Consider the following 21,030-nt stretch of genomic DNA (forward strand, 5'->3'; position numbering starts at 1 on the left):
GAACGGCAACATCGGTGCCGATGGCGGTAATTTTACCGTCACTGAATACCAGGTCCGTATCGACTAAGGTGCCTTGGGTAACGTATGCAACGTGCCGCCCTGCAACACAATTGGCTGTTGCTGCTTAGCGCCCGGAACCTGATCATGAGCCTGAGTTGCCGACGTTGCAGCCAGTGCACTATTGCTGCCGCAGCGAGAGTTTTGGTTAATGTTTTCATTAGTGTTTACCTCCATGGCTATGGGCACCGGCTAAGAAATGATCCATCCATACGTCGTGATCCGTGTCGCAATGCCAAGTTGGCTGGTCGGCTTTATACACGTCTTCTGCACCAATATAGGCTTGATCGCCCTCTGCCAATACTTTCTGGATTAACGCGTTCTTCTCAGCTTGTACACGTTGCTGACGTTGTGCATCCAGCTCACGGTCAAAGAACTTACGACCATTAATCCAGGTTTGCTGAGCTTGAGCATAAGCACTCAGCGGATAGTTATTCCACAACACAAAGTCAGCGTGCTTGCCTTCTTCGATGCTACCGACGTATTGATAACTTTCAGTTGTTTGGGCCGGGTTAATGGTCACCATCTTCAGTGCTTCGTGCGGATCCATACCGCAGTAACGTACGGATTTCGCCGCTTCGGTATTGAGACGACGTTGCAGGTCGTTACTGTCTGAGTTGATACTGGTCAACACACCGCGGTCATGCATCAGACAGGCGTTGTGTGGAATCGCATCATAGACTTCAAACTTGTATGCCCACCAATCCGCGAAGGTCGAGCCGCCGGCACCGTGAGCAGCCATTTCGTCTGCCACTTTGTAGCCTTCCAGAATGTGATGAAGGTATCCAGCGTAAAGCCAAAATCTTCCGCCACTTCCATCAGCATCAGGATTTCTGACGCGACATAGGAGTGGGCGTGAACAAAACGCTCACTGTTGAGGATTTCGATCAAGGTTTCCAGACGGTAGTCCGGACGCGGCGGCGCCTGTTTTGTTTCTCAGCGCGACTTAAGCGATCATAGGCTTGTTTTTTGCTGCTGATACTCGAGGGCGGCCTGGAATCCATCACGCATAATGGTTTCTACACCCATGCGTGTTTGTGGGTAGCGAACGGTCATGTCGTCGCCCCAGTTACTTTGCTTAACGTTCTCCCCCAACGCAAACTTGATACTCCTCAGGCGCGGCGTCAAATTTCATTAAGTCAGCATTAGCACCCCAACGCAACTTGATGACTTGTGCCTGCCCACCAATAGGGTTAGCGGAACCGTGCAGTAGCTGTGCCATGGTGGTACCGCCGGCAAGCGAACGATAAATATGAATGTCATCGGGGTTCACAACATCACCAATGCGTACTTCTGAGGTAATGGATTCAGAACCTTCGTTAACACCACGGTCAATCGCAATGTGCGAATGTTCGTCAATAATACCCGGTGTCAGGTGCATGCCAGAACCGTCGATGACTGTGGCACCACGCGGCGCAGACAAGTTGTTACCGATATCGGCGAATTCACCATTTCGCACCAGTACGTCCGTATCTTCTAAAATGCCGTCCTCGGTTGCGGTCCAGACCGTTACGTTACGGATCAATACATCCTGGCGCTCCGGCAGACCGTCAACACCATAAGCGACATTCGGGAAGGTTAAATCACCTACGTATTGAACTGTTTGTTCAGTGTCTTCCGCCGCATCCTGTGGTTTCGCACTGTAACTGGCGCTCAGTTGTTGTGCCGCACCATCGGGCGCTTTGGCGGTTAACTGAAACTGGTTTTGTGCGCTTGGTTCAAGTTTGAAGCGCCAGGTTCCCGCCGGCGTTGCCTGTGGCAGATCAGCAACGAATTCCATCACGTCCTCTGCCGCATTGACATGGCGTAACTTGATGGTGTCTTCACCCCATGTAAATTCACCACTGGCCGTCGGCTTCGCGGTAATATCGAGCGTCACTTGGTTACCCTGCCAGTCGATGTTGTACTGGCCGGCGAAATCGACCTCGTGGCGCGGCAGCAATTCGACTTCTTCACCCTGCATCCACACCGACTGAATGACGCCGTCGTCAAACACGTCACCTTTTACCATCACAAAATCGGCCATATTAGCCCGCTGCCAATTTACCGACTTTATCGCTGACACCGGCAATCTGCGCCGGAATGGTTGTCAGTGCTGCCAGAGCATCCTGTTTTGACAAACCGTGTTTGACCGCTTTACGGACGTTTGGCCAGAACTGATCGGCTTTATCCAGACCGTGCATGGTCAATGCAAAGTCAACGTCAGCCTGAGCCAGCATTGCCGGGTTAGCCGGCGCGCGTTCCCAGTGACGAAGCTTGGCTAAATCAACATCCAAATGCGCATCAACACCAGAAACATCCGGTGCTGCCGGGAAGTTCAACGGCAAAATTAACGGACTACCGGCGTTCTTAACATCGTCTAAGCGGGCATATTCGTAACCGGAGCCAACGTAGATCGTTGGTACATTAAATTGGTCAAACACCGCGTCAGCCCGCAGCAGGGACTTTTCGTCTTCAACTTTAAAAACAATCCCGGTGTCTTCAATCGACGCCAGCGAATCGAGCGCGGCATTAAACTCCACCGGGCCTTTACCGGCTTGTTTACCATAGGCTTGCTCATACCAGTTAGCGTCTGACAGGGTCTGCCGAACCAACGCGATACTGCCCATCAACGAGCTTGGGTATTGCTGTTGTGAGGAGCTTTATCAAAGGAGCCAAAGTGTCGTGTTTCTGCTTTATAAATCACGTCATTGGCGATTTTATCCGCCAGTGAAACCGTAACCGCGCGACCCTGGAAAATGCCGTCTAAACGTGCCGACTGCACACTGGTAAAACCGGCATCAACAAAGTTTTTGCTCGCCGCGCTGTCCGTTTTAAACGCACGAAACCAGGAGTCATCTGCATGAATAGCGTCGTTTGCCGCATTACCGCCCTCTCGTTCGTTGTTGTAGATCGGACTGTCCGGACGCGACGCTTTTTCCGGCGACGGCACACCATAATTGGCATAAGCATCGATAAAGCCGGGGTACACAGTATAACCCGTCGCATCAACAATGCGGGCACCTTCCGGCGCGCGGTTATTCTGTTGTACTGCAACAATTTTTCCGTTTTCAATGACCAGAGTGGCATTGTTGACCTGTTGCCCTGGTTCAGTAACTATGGTGGCATTCTGAATAGCGATCAGACTGGGTGTGTTGTCGCGCATACCGTTAACGCGCGAAGTCTGATCAGCTATTGCTGAGGTCGTGAACGCTGTGCTCAGCGCCAACGCCAAAGCACTTAACTGATGCTTTGCTTTCATTATGGGTTCCCCGTTTTCGTTATAAAAATGTACTTATTAACCCTAATGACCAAATTATTCGTAATGCTGTAAAGTAACAAGTGTTAACCGACAGAAAGTGTAAATTTGTCGTTAAGTTTCACCTAAAACAATAAGATGAAGGAAGTGACTATGAACAAGCTGACGATCACAGCCGTTACCACGGCGTTACTGAGCTTTGGTATTGCCGGCAACGCCATGGCCGACAAACATGCGTTTAACGACGCAGAATCGGCCGTCGAGTACCGCCAGAACGCATTGTCAATCATGCGCGATAACTTTGCCGCTATGGGCGATATGGTAAAAGGAGATGTTGCATTTGACGCCGCCATCTTTCAGCAACGCGCCGAGGACTTTGCCCGTCTGAGCCATATCCCATGGGCCGGGTTTTCAGTAGACGGCGCGATGCCAGGCGACAACACCGATGCACTGCCTGAAATCTGGGATAATTGGGACGACTTCAAACAACGCACCGTTGATTTTACCGCTGACGCCGAAAAGTTGGCAGAAGTAGCCGCCGGCGGCTCACTGGACGACATCAAGCCAGTGTTTATGGCAGCCGCGAAGAACTGCAAGGGCTGCCATGACAATTACAAGGACTAATTGATCAGCAAATAAAGGATAAACCACACCGCCACCGTCAGCAGCATTGCCTGCCAGCCCGGCTTTAACTCGGGCTGGGTGGCTTTGCTGTTACGATAGCCGCTGAACATCGCCCCCAGCAATGGCACACCGAAGATTCGGTAGATCACAACGGCTAACACATGCAGCGCCACCAACGCCAGAATCACGTTAAATTGCGCCTTATGCCAGTCCGTTGCCCAATCCACCAAATCGCCACTGGCGTACCCTGCTAACGGTCCCGAAAACAAAATACCATCGCTGCTGAACATGCCGGTGATAATTTGCATCGCCAGGATCAGCAATAATGCAATCACCGACCACCCACCGGCTGCATTATGTGTGTCTCCGGTGCGATAACGTCGTTGCAATAATGCCTGCGCGTGTTGCGGAATTTTCATTGGCGAGCGGATAAAATAGCTAAAGCGAGTGTTTTTGCTGCCAAAAAATCCCCAGCCAATACGCACAATTAATAATGCGGTTAATACAATCGCGAAATCCTGGTGCAATGCCATCTCGCCATTTTCACCGCTCCACCACAGTGCCCCGACAAGCGCTACCATCAGCCAATGATAAAACCGGATAAAGCTGTCCCAAACCTTGATCCTGGGCGCCTTTACAGCCATCGTATCTCTCCTTTCTCTAGGCAAAAAGCTATGACAATGCTAGGGTAAAGCTATTATCAGTAAAACGGTAGTATTATGAACGAAGTTAACCGCATGACGGTGCTGGTTGCGGACGATGATCTCATCAGCCTGGAAGTCTTTAAGGCGATGTTGAGCCAGCATCCCATTGACGTCATTACCGCTGAAAATGGGGAACAGGCGCTGGCCGCGCTGGAGTCACAACCGGATTTGATTTTTCTTGATTTCGAAATGCCTGACATGTCCGGCGCTGACGTTTGCCGGACATTGCGGCAACAAGCGGAGTTTTCGGATACCCCGGTCATTGCCGTCACCAGTCACCAGAGTGCCACCGAAATGGAGGCCTGCCGAGATGCCGGCATGAACGCCACCTTACACAAGCCGGTTGCACCTGATGCCCTAGCGGAATTACTTGAGCAATTCCGCCGTTAGCGCCACACAGCGCCTTTGTCAACCACCGTGTTGTTGACGAAAGCGCTGATCATCGGCCAACTGCACCATACCCTCACTTTCATCGAGAAACTGACTGGCGTAGTTGCCAAAATACGCCTTTACTTGCTCAAACTGTTCAATAAAGCGAGCTTTATCGCCCTTTTCTAAATACCCTAAGGCTTCCCCAAAACGCTCCAGATAGCGACCAATGGTTGGAAACTGCTGCTTGTTCGCCATAATGATATCGGCATAAAGCTCCGCGTTTTGGGCAAACAAGCGCCCGACCATCATCAGTTCCATGCGATAAATTGGCGAGCTCATCTGCAATAAAGCATCGATATCCGCATTTTCTTCAGCCATATGCAAACCATAGCTAAAGGTGCTCAAATGGCGCATAGCCTGAACCCAACCCATTGCCTCGTCGTGTTGCCCCGCATCGCTGGTTTCAATATGAGCCCCCCAGTTAACAAACTGATCCAGCAACCACTGACAAGCGTTAGCGCCCCGCCCCGGCGTCACCACCACCAACTGTTTCGCCAAGTTTTGTACCGACGGGCCAAACATTGGGTGTAATCCCACCACCGGTCCACTGTGCTGTTCCAGCATCGCCTGCAATGGTTCGGACTTAACACTGGTCACATCCGCCAAAACACAGTCAGCGGCCAACGCTGGCAGTTGCCGAATCACCCCAACCGTCTGATTCACCGGCACCGACAGCATCACCAACTGCGCCTGCGCAGCCAATTCATCAGTCCACTGATCGCCCTTATCCAGCACCGTCACCTGATAACCGGTCTGCCCAAACAACTTAGCCAGCAACTGACCCAACCGTCCACGCCCACCAACAATCACCACCGGACGTGACAAATCGGTCGAGGTTGGCGTCGCCTGCATAGTCTGAGTGCGGTACGACTCCCGAATGATGCGGCGCAATACGTCCTCTATCAAATCCGCTGCCAAGCCTTTTTGCTCGGCATATTGGCGCCGCGCACGAATCAAACTATGCTCACGCTCAGGGACATAAAGGGGTTGTTTCAACTGACGTTTTACCTGCCCCACCTGAGCAGTGATCGCAGCACGTTGTGCGATTAAGTCGACCAATTGGGTATCGACGGCATCAATGGCATCACGCAGTTGGCTCAACTGCGTAGCCGCGGCATCGGCGCTTTTACTGGACATAGTTACTACTCACTTATCCTATGTATGGGTTAATCAATGTTTTCAATTACAACTGCGTCATCAGTGTCTGATACGCCTTTTTAATGGTCTGCATTTTAACAAGACTACCGCCTTTATCCGGATGGTGTCTATGAATTAAGCGCCGGTACTGACGTTTGACTTGCGGCGCTGTCAGCGGCGGTGCCACCTCCATCACTTCACACGCTTGCTCATACGGCATTTGCGCCCCGGCGCTGGGTTTATGCGCCCCCATTTTACGCCAAAAGTCATCCAATAACGCTTCAACGTCAGCACAGGTCGTACCCGTTAATTGCGTAAGATCAAGATAATAGTCCGCCAACGGGTCATGTGGTTGCAACCCCGCTTCCCCTGCCTGCCAGGGTAAGGTTTCAATCTTTAAGGTATTGATCGTTAAATCCGCCTGTTGACGTTCACGCCAATCAGCTCGCAGTCGATAAAGACAATGAAAGATCAAAAAATGCGTCTGAAATAACGATAAGGGATCGCGCAAAGCCCCTGCCTCCAGCAGCTCATAAGGCGGCTTTTGCAAGGTTTCGATTAACTGATGTTCAGTCCATTGCGACTTTTGTTGCAGTAAATCCGCCAACGCCGCCGTGAGTATTGCGATATCTTCGTCCATAGCGCCAGCTTAGCATTTAGCACTAAAGCACGCTAGCAGAGCGGGCTGCATTGAACATGCTGAAGGCTATCAGGTCATGAATGGCCGGCAATCGGCGCTTGCCTATGACAGGCATAAAAAAACCCGGCCGAGGCCGGGTTTTTCAAAGCGACACCAATTACTTGGTTGCCAGCTTTTCGCGGATACGTGCAGATTTGCCTGAACGCTCGCGTAGGTAGTAAAGCTTGGCGCGACGTACTGCACCGCGACGCTTCACATTGATGCTGTCGATCAACGGGCTGTGCGTTTGGAACGTACGTTCTACGCCTTCACCGCTTGATACTTTACGAACCGTAAATGCAGAGTGCAAACCACGGTTACGAACACGGATAACCACACCTTCAAATGCCTGAAGACGCTCACGGTTACCTTCTTTTACTTTTACATTTACACTGACCGTATCGCCTGGAGCGAATTCCGGTAAATCTTTTTTCATTTGCTCTTCTTCAAGAGCCTTAATGATGTTTTGGCTAACTTTTGCCATGGTATTTCTCCTATCCTAGGTAAACTGTACGCTATTTTTCGGACGAGTGCTGCTCGATAAATTCGTTCAGCAACTGTTCCTGCTCGTCAGTCAGAGCTAGGCGATTCATTAAATCCCGACGTTGCAACCAGGTTTTACCCAGTGATTGCTGCAAACGCCAACGACGTATCTTTTCATGGTCGCCGCTCAGTAATACTGAGGGTACCCGCTGCTCGTTATAAACCTCCGGGCGAGTGTAATGAGGACAATCCAGTAAGCCATCAGCAAAAGAATCTTCGGCTGCGGAATCTTGATGTCCCAATACGCCGGGAACCAACCTCGCTACAGCATCAATCAGTACCATTGCTGGTAACTCACCGCCGCTGAGCACGTAATCCCCAATTGACCATTCAGCGTCAACATATTGCTGAATGACTCGCTCGTCGATACCTTCATAGCGACCAGCAATTAAAATCATTCGATCATGTTGGGCTAACTGTGCTACCCCTTGATGATCCAGTTTTTGCCCCTGGGGCGACAGATAAATAACCGGTGTTTCTTCACCCAGACGTTGCTTCGCGGCATTAATGGCGTCCACTAGAGGTTGCACCATCATTAACATGCCAGGTCCGCCACCATAAGGTCGATCATCAACCGTACGATGTTTGTCCTGCGTGAAATCACGTGGGTTCCACACCTCGATACTCAGCAAGCCATCCTGAATCGCCCGACGCGTAACACCGTGCTCGGTGATCGCGGCAAACATTTCGGGAAACAAACTGATAACGCCTACTTGCATCGGCAAGTCCGCTAAAAGTCTGCTGGCCAGTCCACCTGAATGAGCTGATTATCGTTGTCCACGGCCAGTATGTACTGGCTTTGCACAAACGGAATCAGTCGCTCAGACTTCCCAAACGCATCGTTCGAGTTGGCACTCACAACCAGCACATCGTTCGCTGGTGTTGGCATAATCTGTTCAACCACCCCCATGTCGTAGCCTTGTTTGTTTTTCACTCGCATACCAATCAGGTCACGCCAGTAAAACTCATCTTCGGCTAACGCTGGTAACTCATCAGCTGCAATACTGATTTCCATGCCAGTCAAGCGACTTGCTTCATCGCGGTCATTAATACCATCGATGAGCGCAATCAAACCTTTATTGTGACGACGCCATTCGACGACAGTCACGGCCTGTTCGCTTTGTTGGCGTGCTGCAGAACTCTGCAGGTACCAAGGGCTATAACTAAAAATATCTTCCGGGTTTTCGGTGTATGACTGAATCTTCAACCAGCCTTTCACGCCATAAACCGCACCGATGCAACCGATGACGACGTTATCTGATTGTGCCATATGCCGACGACCCTATGACTGAATAAGTCTTATGCTTACGCCGCAGCGCGAGCATCTTTTACTAATTTCGCAACGCGATCGGATAACGATGCGCCTTGACCTACCCAGTGTTCAACACGGTCTAAGTCGATGCGAAGTTTTTCTTCCTGACCACGAGCTACCGGGTTGAAGAAACCTACATTTTCGATAAAGCGACCGTCGCGGGCATTGCGACTGTCAGCAACTACCATTTGGTAGAAGGGGCGTTTTTTAGCGCCGCTGCGTTGTAAACGAATGGTTACCATTGCGTTCCTCGATTTCAATTGTGTAAATGTAAAACGTATCTGTTAAAAACAGCAAAGCCCTCCGACACGGTCGGAAGGCTCGGCAATTCTACTGATTTTTTCTTCAAATGCAAGTTAATTAGCGTCCTGGGAACATTCCCGGCGGCAGTTTTCCGCCCATGCCGCGCAGCATTTTTTGCATGCCGCCGCCTTTCATCTTTTTCATCATCTTTTGCATTTGCTGGAATTGCTTCAGCAATTTATTGACGTCCTGCACTTGAGTGCCTGAACCGGCGGCAATACGACGCTTACGAGAGCCTTTGATGACGTCCGGGTGCGCGCGCTCCTGCGGCGTCATCGAGTTGATGATGGCTTCCATGCGGATGGTGACCTTATCGTCCATCTGCCCCTTGATTTGGTCGGTCATCTTACCCATACCGGGCAATTTATCCATCAACCCCATCATGCCGCCCATGTCACGCATTTGCGCCAGTTGATCGCGGAAGTCTTCCAGCGAAAACTGGCCTTTTTTCATGACCTTGCGCGCCACTTTCTCGGCTTTCTCGCGGTCGACCTTGCGCTCGACTTCTTCCACCAGTGACAACACGTCACCCATGCCGAGAATACGCGACGCTACCCGATCCGGGTGGAAAGGCTCCAGCGCGTCGTTCTTCTCACCGACACCCAGGAATTTGATCGGTTTGCCGGTGATGTGGCGAATCGACAGTGCCGCACCGCCGCGCGCATCGCCATCGGTTTTGGTGAGGATAACACCGGTCAGTGGCAAGGCGTCGTTAAAGGCTTTCGCGGTATTAGCCGCATCCTGACCGGTCATCGAGTCAACCACGAATAAGGTTTCGATCGGCTTGATGCTGGCGTGCAGTTGTTGGATTTCCTGCATCATATCTTCATCAATGGTAAGACGACCGGCGGTATCCACCAGCACCACATCGATGAACTGTTTTTTCGCCTGCGCAATCGCGGCCTTAGCAATATCTTCCGGCTTCTGGTCGGTACTGGACGGGAAAAACTCAACGCCGGTTTGCTCTGCCAGCGTCTCCAACTGTTTAATCGCGGCCGGCCGATAAACGTCGGCACTGACCACCATGACCTTTTTCTTTTCCCGTTCTTTTAGGAACTTCGCCAGTTTGCCGACACTGGTGGTTTTACCGGCACCTTGCAAGCCCGCCATCAAAATCACGGCCGGCGGCTGGGTATTCAAGCTGAGCGGAACGTTGGCTTCGCCCATGGCCGCTTCCAACTCGCTTTGCACGATTTTGACAAAGACCTGCCCTGGGGTAAGGCTTTTATTTACCTCGGTGCCAACGGCGCGTTCTTTGACTTTACCAATAAATTCTTTGACCACCGGCAAAGCAACGTCGGCTTCCAGTAAAGCCATACGAACTTCGCGCAAAGTGTCTTTTATATTGTCATCCGTTAACCGACCGCGGCCGCCGATATTACGGAGCGATTGTGACAGTCGTTCGCTTAAATTCTCAAACATAAGGGCGATCTCTTCCGTTACTTGTCGCGTTTGCTGACGAATTGCCTTGTTAGATGGGGCTAGTATATCTGATTTGCAAGTAACTTTCGCCCTCAGATGCTTGGGTTTGTACCATCATGATCGTATACTCGGTGTAAATCATCGTTTCAATTGAGGATTGCGAGCCCGTGATGCTCACCATTCTGTTGCTGTTAGCCATCGCTGGATATGTCATCAGCGCTGTTGTGATTTTGCGAAACTTATTGCAAAACCGCGAACTGCATTCCGGATTTCATATTATTCCGGCGCTGGTTGCTATCATTAGCCACGCGTTGCTGGTTTTTAATGAATTTTCGGCAGATAACTTTCACCATATCAACATTGCCTCCAGTTTAGCCAGTGTGTCCTGGTTGGTGGCCTTGTTTGCGCTCTTGCGCAGCCATCACTCCGGTAGTCTGTTACTGAAACCGGTTGTTTATTTATTTGCCGCACTCACGTGTTTGTTGCTGGCCTTAGCGCCGGCGCAATGGGGCAGTTACATTAATATGAACGCCGGTCTGTTGGTTCATATTGTGTTGTCACTGGTTGCTTATGGCGTACTCGCCCTGGCTACTCTGTATGCGATTCAGGCCGCTTACGTCAGTTACACGTTAAAACAACGTCGCAACCCGACGTTGTTCCATAAATTACCGCCACTGATGACCATTGAGCGTTATTTTTTCCGTTTGCTGTTCAGTGGCACTATCTTACTCATTTTAGCGCTGTTATCCGGCTTTGCCTTTTTAGATAACATGTTCGCTCAAAACGTCGCCCACAAAACCTTTCTCAGCATCGCCGCCGCCATCGTTTATGTCGTGGCAAATGTCATGCACCGTGTCAGTGGTGCCCGTGGTAAAGTGATGGTAATCCTGACTTTAGTCGGCAGTTCCCTGCTGACGTTAGGCTACTTTGGCAGTCGTTTTGTTAAAGATATTATATTGACCTGAGGACAGTAATCTTGGACGAGATATCGACGAGTACGTTACTCGTTAGTTTGGTTATTTTAATTGCTTTATCGGCTTATTTTTCCGGTTCTGAAACCGGTATGATGTCCATCAACCGTTACCGGTTACGGCATCTGGTACAACACCAGCACAAAGCAGCTACCCGCGTACAATACTTATTGGATCGGCCCGATCGCTTGATCGGCTTGATTTTGATCGGTAACAACCTGGTTAATATTGCCGCCTCCTCGATTGCCACCATTTTGTTCATGCGCTGGCTTGGGGATTTAGGCCTGCTGTTGGCACCTTTCGTCTTGACTCTAGTGGTATTAATCTTTGCGGAAGTCACCCCAAAAACCATTGCCGCTCTGCACCCCGAGCGGGTTGCGTTTCCAAGCTCGCTGATCTTACGGCCGTTGCTGACACTGCTCTACCCTGTTGTCACCAGCGTAAACTTTATCACCAACTCGTTCATGCGCTTGCTTGGCATTGACCCCAAACGCGCCCATGTTGGTGATGCGTTAAGCTCGGATGAGTTGCGCACCGTCGTCAACGAGGCCGGCAACTTGATACCGACCTCGCACCAGGAAATGCTGACCAGTATTCTTGATTTAGAAAAGGTGACGGTCGAGGACGTCATGATCCCGCGTAATGAGATCGTTGGTATCGATATCAACGACGATTGGTCAAAAATCACCAAGCAAATTGAACACGCACAACACACCAGGGTGCTGCTCTATCGCAACGATATCGATGATGCAATTGGCTTTTTGCACGCGCGCGACATCATGCGTTTGATGAGTAAAAATCATTTTCAGACCGATAAGTCATCGCTGGTGCGTGCCGTTCGCGACATCTATTTTATCCCCGAGGGAACCCCGCTTAACGTGCAGTTGCTCAAATTTCAGCGTCGTAAAGAGCGTATTGGTCTGGTGGTCGATGAGTACGGCGATATTCAGGGGTTGGTCACGCTGGAAGACATTCTCGAAGAAATTGTCGGTGATTTCACCACCTCAATGGCACCGCCGCCGAGCGAGACCGTCACGGTTCAGCCCGACGGCAGTTATTTGGTCGAGGGTAGCGCCAACTTGCGCGAATTGAATAAAGAAATGGACTGGCACTTTCCCACCGATGGCCCTAAAACCCTCAGTGGCTTGATCATCGAACAATTTGGCGATATTCCGTCTGCGCGCATGAGCCTGCGCCTGGGCGGCTACCCAGTAGAATTGATCGAAGTGGGTGACACCATGATCAAACAAGTACGGGTACTACCGAATTACTACAAACCCACTAACGAGCATAACGACGACTAACCGAAAAACAGATTCCACAACCAGCCATGCTGAAAATCTTCTTCACAGGTTTTCAGCTGCGCTGCGTAGCGCAGAGAACGCTGCTTCACGATCTTCGATGTGCGCACCAGCCAAGGCTTCTGCAAATAGCTTTTACGTTGATAGCCACCCCAGCCTTCATGATAATTTAAGTACTGGCCATAGGCGTCCCATTTTGACACCCCGTTAATGGTGTAGGTCTTGGTAATAAACCAACCCATAAAATCAATGGCGTCCTCGAAATCACTGCGGCTGGCCCAGCCATTTCCGGTTTCTCGTTGATAGTCTTCCCAGGTCATGGTTTTCGCCTGAGAATAGCCGTACGCACTGCTTACCCGGCCCCAGGGAATAAAACCTAACAGGTAGTCACGTGGCGGCAACGCATCGTGTTTAAACGAGCTTTCCTGGTACATCATTGCCATTGGCACGTGAATGGGTACCCCCCACTTATCGCGGACGTCTGCTGCGGCGTGGTACCAGTCTTCCTTCTCTTCAAAGATATGGCAAATATTATCGGGCGATGCTGGCGGTGCCGTCGCACAGCCGCTGATGGCCGCTGTTGCAACAACGATAAGAGAGAGTTGCTGGATTTTTTTTAATTTTTTTTGGTTCATTGTTGAACTTCTGTTACGCACAAGACTCTGAGTTAATGAGCAGCGATGTTGTGTTCATCCCCTGAATGTATTTTTTGACGCGGCCACCTTGGGTGACCGCGTTTTTTTGTGCTCATGATTTGGCTAAACCACCCGGTTTAGCGGCTTCTTTAAAATAATTGCTTAAGAAAGCGTCAAAATCAACGACATTGTCGTGTTCTTTACGTGCCACAAACGCCGTTTCCGACTCTTGTTTCCAGCGCAGAAAGTCCTGCGGCTGATAATATTCCAACTCGGTACTGCGGAACTCGTGCTGATATTTGTGCGCAAGATCCATCCCCAGCGTGCTGAAGTCCCAATGATTTTCTTTCAAAATCGTTAATACCCGACCGGACAACGTCAACTCCGGGTTTAGCACACACTGATACAACTCGTTTAAGTGGCTTTGATACTGACCCGGATTATCTGAGAACTCGTCCAGTGAGCGTGCAATCAACGTAAAGTCAGCAAACAACTCTTCCAGCCAGTCAGCCATCAACCGTTGCTGGCCCGCCTGCCATAATTCCAGACTGGGGTTGCGCCCTTCAAGCACAACCTTGGCAAAGTTCTTATCGTATTGTTGCTGTTCTTCCCATGACATTTCCGGGCTGTCAGTCAACAGGCAATACATTAACAGCAGATCTAAAAAGTGAATTTGTTGTTCCGTAATGCCAATGCCACTGAAAGGGTTCACATCAAGCGCCCGTACCTCGATGTATTCCACACCACCACGCTCTAATGCCTGGCTCGGTGTTTCACCGGACTGCGCGGTACGTTTTGGCCGTATCGGCGAGTAAAATTCATTTTCAATTTGCAGAATATTATCGTTCAGTTGATGGTATTCACCGTTCACTTTTACGCCGATTCGGGCGAATTGCTTTGACGGTGTCGTAATGGCTTTACGCAATCCGGCGACGTACTCATCCAGCGAATTATAAGTAATGCCCAGGCTGGCCTGCTCTTTATTGGTGTAACCCAGATCACTCATGCGCAGAGATGTGGCATAAGGCAAATAAGCAGTACCTTTACCAAGGCGCTGGAAGTTCCAGTCGGTGTCTTTTTGCTCGGTACCGGTCTGCTGGAAAAACGACTGACAAAATGCCGGTGACGCGCCGAACAGATAGGGAATCACCCAGGCAATGCGTTTGAAATTACGTATTAACGCAAAGTATTTTTCAGAACGGAACGCTTTATCATCAGGACGTTGCTGTTGCTGCGCCAACTGCTCCCACATTGCTTCCGATACAGAAAAATTATAATGCACACCGGAAATGATCTGCATGGTCGCGCCATAGCGATGGGTCAACCCCCGCCGATACAGGCTTTTCATGCGCCCGGAATGCGAATCACCGTAGTTAGCAATACGAATATCATCATCAGAACCAAGATAACAGGGCATACTCATTGGCCACAGCAGCTCGTCACCCAGCGCCTGATAGGTAACCCGATGAATGTCACGCAGTTGCGCCAGGGTGTCACTAATGCGACTGGCAACGGGGGTAATAAATTCAAGCAAGTTTTCCGAGTAGTCGGTCGTGATGGTTGGGTGCGTCAGCGTTTTACCCAGTTCGGCCGGATGATCCGTCGTAGCTAAAGTTCCGTCTTTCATGATGCGCAGCGCTTCGCGCTCGATACCGCGGTGAATACCCGACCAGGCCTTACCCTGCTGCGCTTGATTCAAATCCTTTACGCGATCTGCTAGTGAATTCTGCAAAATACAACTCCATCGAACCGTTTCATTCTGGCTAGCCCCAAAGCTTACTGGGAATTTACCTTAACGTCTATGTTTGGCGGCGCTATCGTCCGCAACAACTTGGTGTTTTTCGCCGCTCATGGCAAACTACTTGACACATTGACATCACCCACTGGCAATCATGACTTCTATTTGGACGTTTCTGCAAATCGCCTTTATCGCGCTGCAATCCATCAGCCTGGTTTTGTACCTGGTGTTACCCGCCCCATGGAACGCCAGTGCGCTACTGGTAACGGTTATCATCAGTCTGATACTGGCCTGCAGTGTGTGGCTCTGGACGCACCGCACATCGCTAACGTCACCGTTACAACAGCCGTTTTTATCGTCCAATTCACTGCACCTGTTCGAGCAGGTATTCAATGACTTGCCGACGCGCGTTTACTGGCGTGATCGGGATCTTAAGTTGCTGGGTGGCAACCATGCCTTTTGTCAGGACATTGGCATTGCCGAAGATCAACTCAGTGGTAAAGACGATCGTGACATCAATATCCTCGCTAACAACGAAATTTTGCGCCAGCGGGATCAACAAACACTTAAGAATCAGCACGCATCCTGTAACGATGAAATCGAATTGACACTGACCAGTGGCCAACGCTGGGTCGAACACTCGAGCGTGCCTTTATACGACGAAGACCGCAACGTCATCGGCATTCTGGGCAGCTACTATGACATTTCCAGCATCAAGTCGGTCGCCGAACAAATGGAAAAAGCGAAGGAAACGGCGGAGCAGGCAAATCAGGCGAAAGGTGAGTTTCTGGCCAATATGAGTCATGAAATTCGAACCCCGATCAACGCCATTGTCGGTATGGCTAACCTATGCCTTAAAACCGAGTTGAATCAGAAGCAAAAACGCTATTTAAAGGTCATTGATTCCTCATCGCAGGCGTTGCTGGGGGTCATCAATGACATTCTCGACTTCTCTAAAATTGACGCCGGCAAACTCACCATCGAGCGCATTCCGTTCGATTTACAGGATGTCCTGACCTCACTTGCCGATATGTTTGCCTACAAAGCTTACGATAAAGATCTCGAGTTCATCATTAACTTGCCGGCCAATATTCCAACGCGGTTACTTGGCGATCCTCTGCGTTTGAATCAGGTATTGGTCAATCTGGTCAGTAATGCCATCAAGTTTACCGACGATGGCGAGATTAACGTCGCCGTTACCTTGTTGGAAAAGTCCGATGCGCAAGTGTGGTTACGTATTTCGGTCAGCGACACCGGCATTGGCATGGACGAAGAACAGCGGGCCAACCTGTTCCAGGCCTTTACTCAGGCAGACACCTCAACCACACGCAAATACGGAGGAACCGGCCTGGGTTTGGCCATTTCACGGCGGTTAATTTACCTGATGGGCGGTGACATCGGGGTCACCAGCGGCGTTGGCCAGGGTTCTACCTTCTACATTGAATTGACACTGCCATTACAAGACGAGCAGGATAATTCGCACCATCAGTATTTGATGCAGAAACTTGAAGGTGTGCGGGTATTGGCGATTGACGACAATCTCAGCACCCGTGAAATGATTCAGGAGATGCTGCGCAGTTATCGGGTGGATGTAAAAGTCTGTCGCACCGCTGAGCAAGCGTTAGAAATCTATCAGAGTTCGGTTGCCGACGAACACCCCTTTGATTTGATTTTAGTCGACTGGCGCCTGCCGGGTATGGACGGACTTGAGTTCTGTCGCCGTATCAGCCAGCACTACAGTGGCGAACAACGTCCGGCGCTGGTGCTTGCCACCGGCTACTATGTCGAAGAATTGAACGAAAAAGCGCGCCAGGCCGGCGTCGATGACATTTTGTCAAAACCCTACACCGCAGCCAGCCTGGGCCGCAGTTTAAGTTCAACACTGTTCCCATCGGCGCAGCCTGCCATCAATGACAGCAATAACCATGCGAAAATACCCGATAGTATTCGTCATGCCCCCATCCTGGTGGTCGAAGACAACGAAATAAACCAGCAGGTTGCCCGTGAATTGCTGCAGTCGCACCAGTTCCGGGTGGATATTGCAGAGCATGGCCAGGCTGCCATCGAGGCCATAGAACGCAAACGTTATGCGCTGGTGCTGATGGACATTCAAATGCCGGTCATGGATGGGCTTACCGCCGCCAAACAGATCCGTGCCCATTACAACTACCAGCAGTTACCCATTCTGGCGATGACCGCGAACGCCATGAGTGGTGATGAAGAACGGTCACTGGCGGCGGGCATGCAAGGACACATCGCCAAGCCTATCGATGAGGCACAACTGCTGAAAGCGATGGTCAAATGGTGTGTTCCCGGCGACTACGATGGCGAAGACAGCGATACCTCAGCGGCAACCACCGAACAGCAGCCGGATAAACATCCTAAATTGCGTTATCCGCAAACCAAGGGGATTGATTTCGACGGGGCGTTGGCGCGGCTTGGCAATAATGTTGAACTGTACATTAAGTTGGTTGGTCAGCTTTATGAGCAGTACCAAAACAGCGCCATGAAGGTATCTGACTTTATCACCCGCGGACAGCACGAAAGCGCCCGACGCTATTTTCATTCTCTGAAAGGAGCGGCCGGTAATTTAGGCCTTGATGCGCTGCAAAACAAAGCCAGTGAACTTGAAAAATATATGGCAGACGGCGATATTGACAAAGTTGCTGATCAAATCACGGTGCTTGAAAAACGTTTGCAGCATGCCTATCTGGCCGCAAGTGATCTGGACGCTATCCAGAACCATCAAGCTTAGGAGCGTTATGATTCGTTTTATTTTTCTGATCCCGTTGGTGTTGAGCTTAGCGTGGCTCATCTACCTAAAACTTAACGGCTGGACCATTAAACAAGGATTGAAGGGGTTCGCTTACATCGCGATTTTCAGTACAGTGATCGCGTTATTTTACACGCTGATGATGTGGGTGACGGGTCGCTAACCCGTCACCCGTTCCATTAGACAAGCGCCAGCAACACACCGGCAGCCACCGCAGAGCCAAGCACCCCGGCGACATTCGGTCCCATTGCATGCATCAATAAAAAGTTACTCTGATTCGCATCCAAACCCACTTTATTGACAACCCGGGCCGCCATCGGTACCGCCGATACACCAGCCGCACCGATCAACGGGTTAATCGGGCTTTTACTGAATTTACCCATCAGTTTTGCCATTAGGATACCGCTCGCTGTACCAATGGCGAAGGCGACCGCACCTAATACCAGAATACCCAAGGTGGTAAAACTTAGGAATTGCTCCGCCTGCAGCTTTGAACCGACCGCAAGCCCCAGAAAAATGGTGACGATATTGATCAGCTCGTTCTGCGTGGTTTTTGTTAAGCGTTCCACCACACCCGATTCGCGCATGAGGTTACCCAGACAGAACATCCCGACTAATGGCGTCGCACTGGGCAGGAACAACAGCGTTAACAGAATCACGGCTAATGGGAAAAACAGCTTTTCACGACGACCTACCGGGCGTAGCTGCTCCATTTTTATCTGCCGCTCTTCCTTGTTCGTCAGCAGCCGCATAATGGGTGGCTGAATAATCGGGACCAGCGCCATATACGAATAGGCGGCCACGGCTATCGCACCCAATAAATCAGGAGCCAGTCGCGATGCCAAAAAGATAGCGGTCGGCCCGTCCGCACCACCGATAATGGATATCGCCGCCGCATCAGCCAGCGTGAATTCGATGCCCGGAATCACGTTCAGACCGATCGCGCCGAATAATGTTGCGAAAATGCCAAACTGGGCGGCACCGCCAAGCAGCATCATTTTGGGGTTGGCCAACAACGGGCCGAAATCCGTTAGCGCACCCACACCCATAAAAATCAGCAGCGGGAACATGCCGGTATCGATACCCACGTTATAAACGTAATAAAGCACCCCACCGGGTTCATTAAAGCCGCCCAGCGGGATATTGGCGAGAATAGCACCAAAGCCGATCGGCAATAACAACAATGGCTCAAACTTCTTCGCGATGGCAAGATACAGCAAGATACCGCCAACGATGATCATTGAGGCCTGGCCTATGGTCATCGCCGCAATACCAGTGGTCTGCCACAAGGTTAATAATTTATCCATAATTTAACCCAAGGTTACCAGCTCATCACCCACAGAAACGGCGTCGCCTTCTTTAACATGCAGCGACTTAACGGTGCCGCCGGTCTCAGCCTTAATATCCGTTTCCATCTTCATCGCTTCCATCACGATCACCACATCACCGGCCGCTACCGCTTGCCCTTCTTTGACAACCACTTTGAAAACATTACCGGCTAATGGCGCTTTGATGGTTTCGCCACCCGTACTCGATGAATCACCACCCTTATCCGTGGACGACTTCGGCGCCGGTGCAACCTCTTCTAATTCGCCAGCCGGACCAATCCGGACTCGATAGCGTTGACCGTCGACATCGACATCATACGCTTCCGGCTCAGCCGAGCCGCTGCTTGTTGCCGGTTTCGACGTTGATTTGGCAGGACTTTCAGACTGCGCTTGTGGTGCCGGCTCAAAAGCGTCCGGATTATCACGGTTCTTAAGAAATTTAAGCCCGATTTGAGGGAATAGCGCATAGGTCAGCACGTCATCAACCACAGCGTCTGCCAGACGAATGTCTTCATTTTTGGCTTTTTCTTTTAGCTCGTCTGTGAGCTTATCCAACTCGTTATCCAACAAGTCGGCAGGCCGCTGCGTGATCGGCTCAGCACCGTCTAAAACGCGTTTTTGCAGATCTTCGTTAACCGGTGCGGCTGTAGCACCGTATTCACCTTTTAATACCGCCGCGGTTTCCTTCGAAATATTGGCATAACGCTCACCACTCAAAACGTTCAGTACCGCTTGAGTACCGACAATTTGAGAAGTTGGCGTCACCAGAGGAATAAAACCTAAATCCTCGCGAACTTTAGGAATTTCTTCCAGCACCTGATCAAATTTTTCGATGGCACCCTGTTCTTTCAACTGGTTTTCCATATTGGTCAGCATACCGCCGGGCACCTGTGCCAGCAGAATGCGCGCATCAACGCCTTTCAGTGAGCCTTCAAACTGCGCGTATTTTTTACGCACATCGCGGAAATAGCTCGCAATTTCTTCCAGCAACGGCAAGTCCATACCGGTATCACGATCCGTGTTTTCCGTCATAGCAACCAGTGTTTCTGTTGGCGAATGGCCGTAAGTCATACTCATGGATGAGATGGCGGTATCCAGCATGTCAATGCCGGCGTCAATGGACTTCTGATACGTCGCAACACTTAAACCGGTGGTAGCGTGGCACTGCATCGCAATCGGCAGGCTGGTGTTCTTTTTCAGCGCCGAAACCAGCTCGAACGCATCATTAGGCCGCAATAAACCGGCCATGTCTTTAATACACAAGGAATCGCAACCCAGGTCTTCCAGTTCCTGCGCCATTTCTACCCATTTCTCTAAGGTATGTACGGGGCTCACCGTGTAAGACATTGTCCCCTGCGCGTGTCCATCAACGTCTTTTGCCGCTTTAATTGCGGTTTTTAAATTGCGCACGTCATTCATCGCATCAAAAATACGGAATACGTCAACGCCATTATCTTTCGCCCGTTCAACAAAGCGCTTAACCACATCGTCAGCGTAGTGCCGGTAACCAAGCAAGTTCTGACCGCGTAACAGCATCTGCTGTGGCGTATTGGGCATGGCCTTTTTTAATTCACGGATGCGCTCCCAGGGGTCTTCACCAAGATAGCGAATACAGGCGTCAAAGGTTGCGCCCCCCCAGGATTCCATTGACCAATAACCGACTTTATCCAGTTTTTCGGCAATCGGTAACATATCGTCGATGCGCATACGCGTTGCAAGCAACGATTGATGCGCGTCACGAAGCACTAACTCCGTGAGCTTAAGTGGGTTACTCATGCGGAACTCTCCTTATTTTTTTATGCGGTTTGGCTGACCATGATTATTTACGGTGAG

At 50.6% G+C, this 21,030-nt stretch carries 19 protein-coding genes and 1 pseudogene; 6 read left to right on the top strand and 14 right to left on the bottom strand.

Going from position 1 to position 21,030, the window contains the following annotated elements; genetic code table 11:
- Positions 1-63 precede the first annotated feature (63 nt).
- Together C5610_RS13725 and C5610_RS13875 are read right to left on the bottom strand one after the other, a co-directional pair.
- Entirely contained in the window at positions 64-234 is a 171-nt protein-coding gene (locus tag C5610_RS13725) for a hypothetical protein (RefSeq protein WP_262339826.1), read from the bottom strand.
- Positions 218-3,298, bottom strand: a pseudogene (locus tag C5610_RS13875) (amidohydrolase family protein). Before C5610_RS13875 ends, C5610_RS13725 begins: the two are co-directional and overlap by 17 nt.
- Before the next feature lie 150 nt (positions 3,299-3,448).
- Here C5610_RS13875 and C5610_RS08530 point away from each other — a divergent pair.
- Positions 3,449-3,919 (top strand): c-type cytochrome, encoded by a 471-nt coding sequence (locus C5610_RS08530; RefSeq protein WP_105306797.1) that lies wholly within the window; start codon positions 3,449-3,451, stop codon positions 3,917-3,919.
- Here the strand turns inward: C5610_RS08530 and C5610_RS08535 are convergent.
- Complete coding sequence (locus tag C5610_RS08535) at positions 3,916-4,563, bottom strand: cytochrome b/b6 domain-containing protein (RefSeq protein ID WP_105306798.1); 648 nt, start codon at positions 4,561-4,563, stop codon at positions 3,916-3,918. The genes C5610_RS08530 and C5610_RS08535 overlap by 4 nt on opposite strands.
- A gap of 75 nt (positions 4,564-4,638) precedes the next feature.
- On the opposite strand from C5610_RS08535, the gene C5610_RS08540 reads away from it, so the two are divergent.
- Positions 4,639-5,013 carry a response regulator gene (locus C5610_RS08540; RefSeq protein WP_241970572.1) on the top strand — a complete coding sequence of 125 codons (375 nt, stop codon included), beginning with the start codon at positions 4,639-4,641 and terminating at the stop codon, positions 5,011-5,013.
- Between the two features lie 18 nt (positions 5,014-5,031).
- Here C5610_RS08540 and tyrA read toward each other — a convergent pair whose 3' ends face one another.
- From tyrA to ffh, 7 genes are all read right to left on the bottom strand, one after another.
- Positions 5,032-6,192, bottom strand: coding sequence for a bifunctional chorismate mutase/prephenate dehydrogenase (gene tyrA, locus C5610_RS08545; RefSeq protein WP_105306799.1), 1,161 nt, complete (start codon positions 6,190-6,192; stop codon positions 5,032-5,034).
- Between the two features lie 46 nt (positions 6,193-6,238).
- Positions 6,239-6,832, bottom strand: a complete 594-nt coding sequence (locus C5610_RS08550; RefSeq protein ID WP_105306800.1) for a DNA-J related domain-containing protein — start codon at positions 6,830-6,832, stop codon at positions 6,239-6,241.
- Between the two features lie 157 nt (positions 6,833-6,989).
- Positions 6,990-7,355, bottom strand: coding sequence for a 50S ribosomal protein L19 (gene rplS / locus C5610_RS08555; protein ID WP_105306801.1), 366 nt, complete (start codon positions 7,353-7,355; stop codon positions 6,990-6,992).
- A gap of 31 nt (positions 7,356-7,386) precedes the next feature.
- Positions 7,387-8,133 (bottom strand): tRNA (guanosine(37)-N1)-methyltransferase TrmD, encoded by a 747-nt coding sequence (gene trmD / locus C5610_RS08560; protein WP_105306802.1) that lies wholly within the window; start codon positions 8,131-8,133, stop codon positions 7,387-7,389.
- 11 nt (positions 8,134-8,144) lie between these two features.
- Positions 8,145-8,684: a ribosome maturation factor RimM gene (gene rimM, locus C5610_RS08565; protein ID WP_105306803.1), complete on the bottom strand. Its 540-nt coding sequence runs from the start codon at positions 8,682-8,684 to the stop codon at positions 8,145-8,147.
- Between the two features lie 35 nt (positions 8,685-8,719).
- Positions 8,720-8,968, bottom strand: coding sequence for a 30S ribosomal protein S16 (gene rpsP, locus C5610_RS08570; RefSeq protein WP_105306804.1), 249 nt, complete (start codon positions 8,966-8,968; stop codon positions 8,720-8,722).
- A 118-nt stretch (positions 8,969-9,086) separates the two neighbouring features.
- Complete coding sequence (gene ffh, locus C5610_RS08575; protein ID WP_105306805.1) at positions 9,087-10,451, bottom strand: signal recognition particle protein; 1,365 nt, start codon at positions 10,449-10,451, stop codon at positions 9,087-9,089.
- Between the two features lie 170 nt (positions 10,452-10,621).
- Between ffh and C5610_RS08580 the strand changes: the two genes are divergently transcribed.
- Both C5610_RS08580 and C5610_RS08585 read left to right on the top strand, forming a co-directional pair.
- Positions 10,622-11,416, top strand: coding sequence for an inner membrane protein YpjD (locus C5610_RS08580; protein ID WP_105306806.1), 795 nt, complete (start codon positions 10,622-10,624; stop codon positions 11,414-11,416).
- Between the two features lie 11 nt (positions 11,417-11,427).
- Positions 11,428-12,726 (top strand): HlyC/CorC family transporter, encoded by a 1,299-nt coding sequence (locus tag C5610_RS08585; RefSeq protein ID WP_105306807.1) that lies wholly within the window; start codon positions 11,428-11,430, stop codon positions 12,724-12,726.
- Here the strand turns inward: C5610_RS08585 and C5610_RS08590 are convergent.
- Positions 12,723-13,358 carry a hypothetical protein gene (locus tag C5610_RS08590; RefSeq protein WP_105306808.1) on the bottom strand — a complete coding sequence of 212 codons (636 nt, stop codon included), beginning with the start codon at positions 13,356-13,358 and terminating at the stop codon, positions 12,723-12,725. The two genes, C5610_RS08585 and C5610_RS08590, sit on opposite strands and share 4 nt — an antisense overlap.
- Before the next feature lie 112 nt (positions 13,359-13,470).
- Positions 13,471-15,090: a glutamate--cysteine ligase gene (gshA, locus tag C5610_RS08595; RefSeq protein WP_105306809.1), complete on the bottom strand. Its 1,620-nt coding sequence runs from the start codon at positions 15,088-15,090 to the stop codon at positions 13,471-13,473.
- A gap of 160 nt (positions 15,091-15,250) precedes the next feature.
- Between gshA and C5610_RS08600 the strand changes: the two genes are divergently transcribed.
- Both C5610_RS08600 and C5610_RS13630 read left to right on the top strand, forming a co-directional pair.
- Positions 15,251-17,851: a response regulator gene (locus C5610_RS08600; RefSeq protein ID WP_105306810.1), complete on the top strand. Its 2,601-nt coding sequence runs from the start codon at positions 15,251-15,253 to the stop codon at positions 17,849-17,851.
- A 7-nt stretch (positions 17,852-17,858) separates the two neighbouring features.
- Positions 17,859-18,032 carry a hypothetical protein gene (locus tag C5610_RS13630; protein WP_187346262.1) on the top strand — a complete coding sequence of 58 codons (174 nt, stop codon included), beginning with the start codon at positions 17,859-17,861 and terminating at the stop codon, positions 18,030-18,032.
- Positions 18,033-18,048: 16 nt separating this feature from the next.
- Here C5610_RS13630 and C5610_RS08605 read toward each other — a convergent pair whose 3' ends face one another.
- Both C5610_RS08605 and oadA read right to left on the bottom strand, forming a co-directional pair.
- A complete protein-coding gene (locus tag C5610_RS08605; RefSeq protein ID WP_105306811.1) occupies positions 18,049-19,176 on the bottom strand; it encodes a sodium ion-translocating decarboxylase subunit beta in 1,128 nt (375 codons plus the stop codon).
- Positions 19,177-19,179: 3 nt separating this feature from the next.
- The gene (gene oadA, locus C5610_RS08610) at positions 19,180-20,973 is read right to left on the bottom strand and encodes a sodium-extruding oxaloacetate decarboxylase subunit alpha (RefSeq protein ID WP_105306812.1); all 1,794 of its coding nucleotides are present in this window, start codon (positions 20,971-20,973) and stop codon (positions 19,180-19,182) included.
- Positions 20,974-21,030: the final 57 nt, after the last annotated feature.

Source organism: Idiomarina sp. OT37-5b, assembly GCF_002968395.1.
Lineage (GTDB): Bacteria > Pseudomonadota > Gammaproteobacteria > Enterobacterales > Alteromonadaceae > Idiomarina > Idiomarina aquatica.

What these genes read in the sequence shown, in the direction of transcription:
- C5610_RS13725 (WP_262339826.1), bottom strand. Translation starts at nt 234, where the DNA reads ATGGAGGTAAACACTAATGAAAACATTAACCAAAACTCTCGCTGCGGC.
- C5610_RS08530 (WP_105306797.1), top strand. Translation starts at nt 3,449, where the DNA reads ATGAACAAGCTGACGATCACAGCCGTTACCACGGCGTTACTGAGCTTT.
- C5610_RS08535 (WP_105306798.1), bottom strand. Translation starts at nt 4,563, where the DNA reads ATGGCTGTAAAGGCGCCCAGGATCAAGGTTTGGGACAGCTTTATCCGG.
- C5610_RS08540 (WP_241970572.1), top strand. Translation starts at nt 4,639, where the DNA reads ATGAACGAAGTTAACCGCATGACGGTGCTGGTTGCGGACGATGATCTC.
- tyrA (WP_105306799.1), bottom strand. Translation starts at nt 6,192, where the DNA reads ATGTCCAGTAAAAGCGCCGATGCCGCGGCTACGCAGTTGAGCCAACTG.
- C5610_RS08550 (WP_105306800.1), bottom strand. Translation starts at nt 6,832, where the DNA reads ATGGACGAAGATATCGCAATACTCACGGCGGCGTTGGCGGATTTACTG.
- rplS (WP_105306801.1), bottom strand. Translation starts at nt 7,355, where the DNA reads ATGGCAAAAGTTAGCCAAAACATCATTAAGGCTCTTGAAGAAGAGCAA.
- trmD (WP_105306802.1), bottom strand. Translation starts at nt 8,133, where the DNA reads ATGCAAGTAGGCGTTATCAGTTTGTTTCCCGAAATGTTTGCCGCGATC.
- rimM (WP_105306803.1), bottom strand. Translation starts at nt 8,684, where the DNA reads ATGGCACAATCAGATAACGTCGTCATCGGTTGCATCGGTGCGGTTTAT.
- rpsP (WP_105306804.1), bottom strand. Translation starts at nt 8,968, where the DNA reads ATGGTAACCATTCGTTTACAACGCAGCGGCGCTAAAAAACGCCCCTTC.
- ffh (WP_105306805.1), bottom strand. Translation starts at nt 10,451, where the DNA reads ATGTTTGAGAATTTAAGCGAACGACTGTCACAATCGCTCCGTAATATC.
- C5610_RS08580 (WP_105306806.1), top strand. Translation starts at nt 10,622, where the DNA reads ATGCTCACCATTCTGTTGCTGTTAGCCATCGCTGGATATGTCATCAGC.
- C5610_RS08590 (WP_105306808.1), bottom strand. Translation starts at nt 13,358, where the DNA reads ATGAACCAAAAAAAATTAAAAAAAATCCAGCAACTCTCTCTTATCGTT.
- C5610_RS08600 (WP_105306810.1), top strand. Translation starts at nt 15,251, where the DNA reads ATGACTTCTATTTGGACGTTTCTGCAAATCGCCTTTATCGCGCTGCAA.
- C5610_RS13630 (WP_187346262.1), top strand. Translation starts at nt 17,859, where the DNA reads ATGATTCGTTTTATTTTTCTGATCCCGTTGGTGTTGAGCTTAGCGTGG.
- C5610_RS08605 (WP_105306811.1), bottom strand. Translation starts at nt 19,176, where the DNA reads ATGGATAAATTATTAACCTTGTGGCAGACCACTGGTATTGCGGCGATG.
- oadA (WP_105306812.1), bottom strand. Translation starts at nt 20,973, where the DNA reads ATGAGTAACCCACTTAAGCTCACGGAGTTAGTGCTTCGTGACGCGCAT.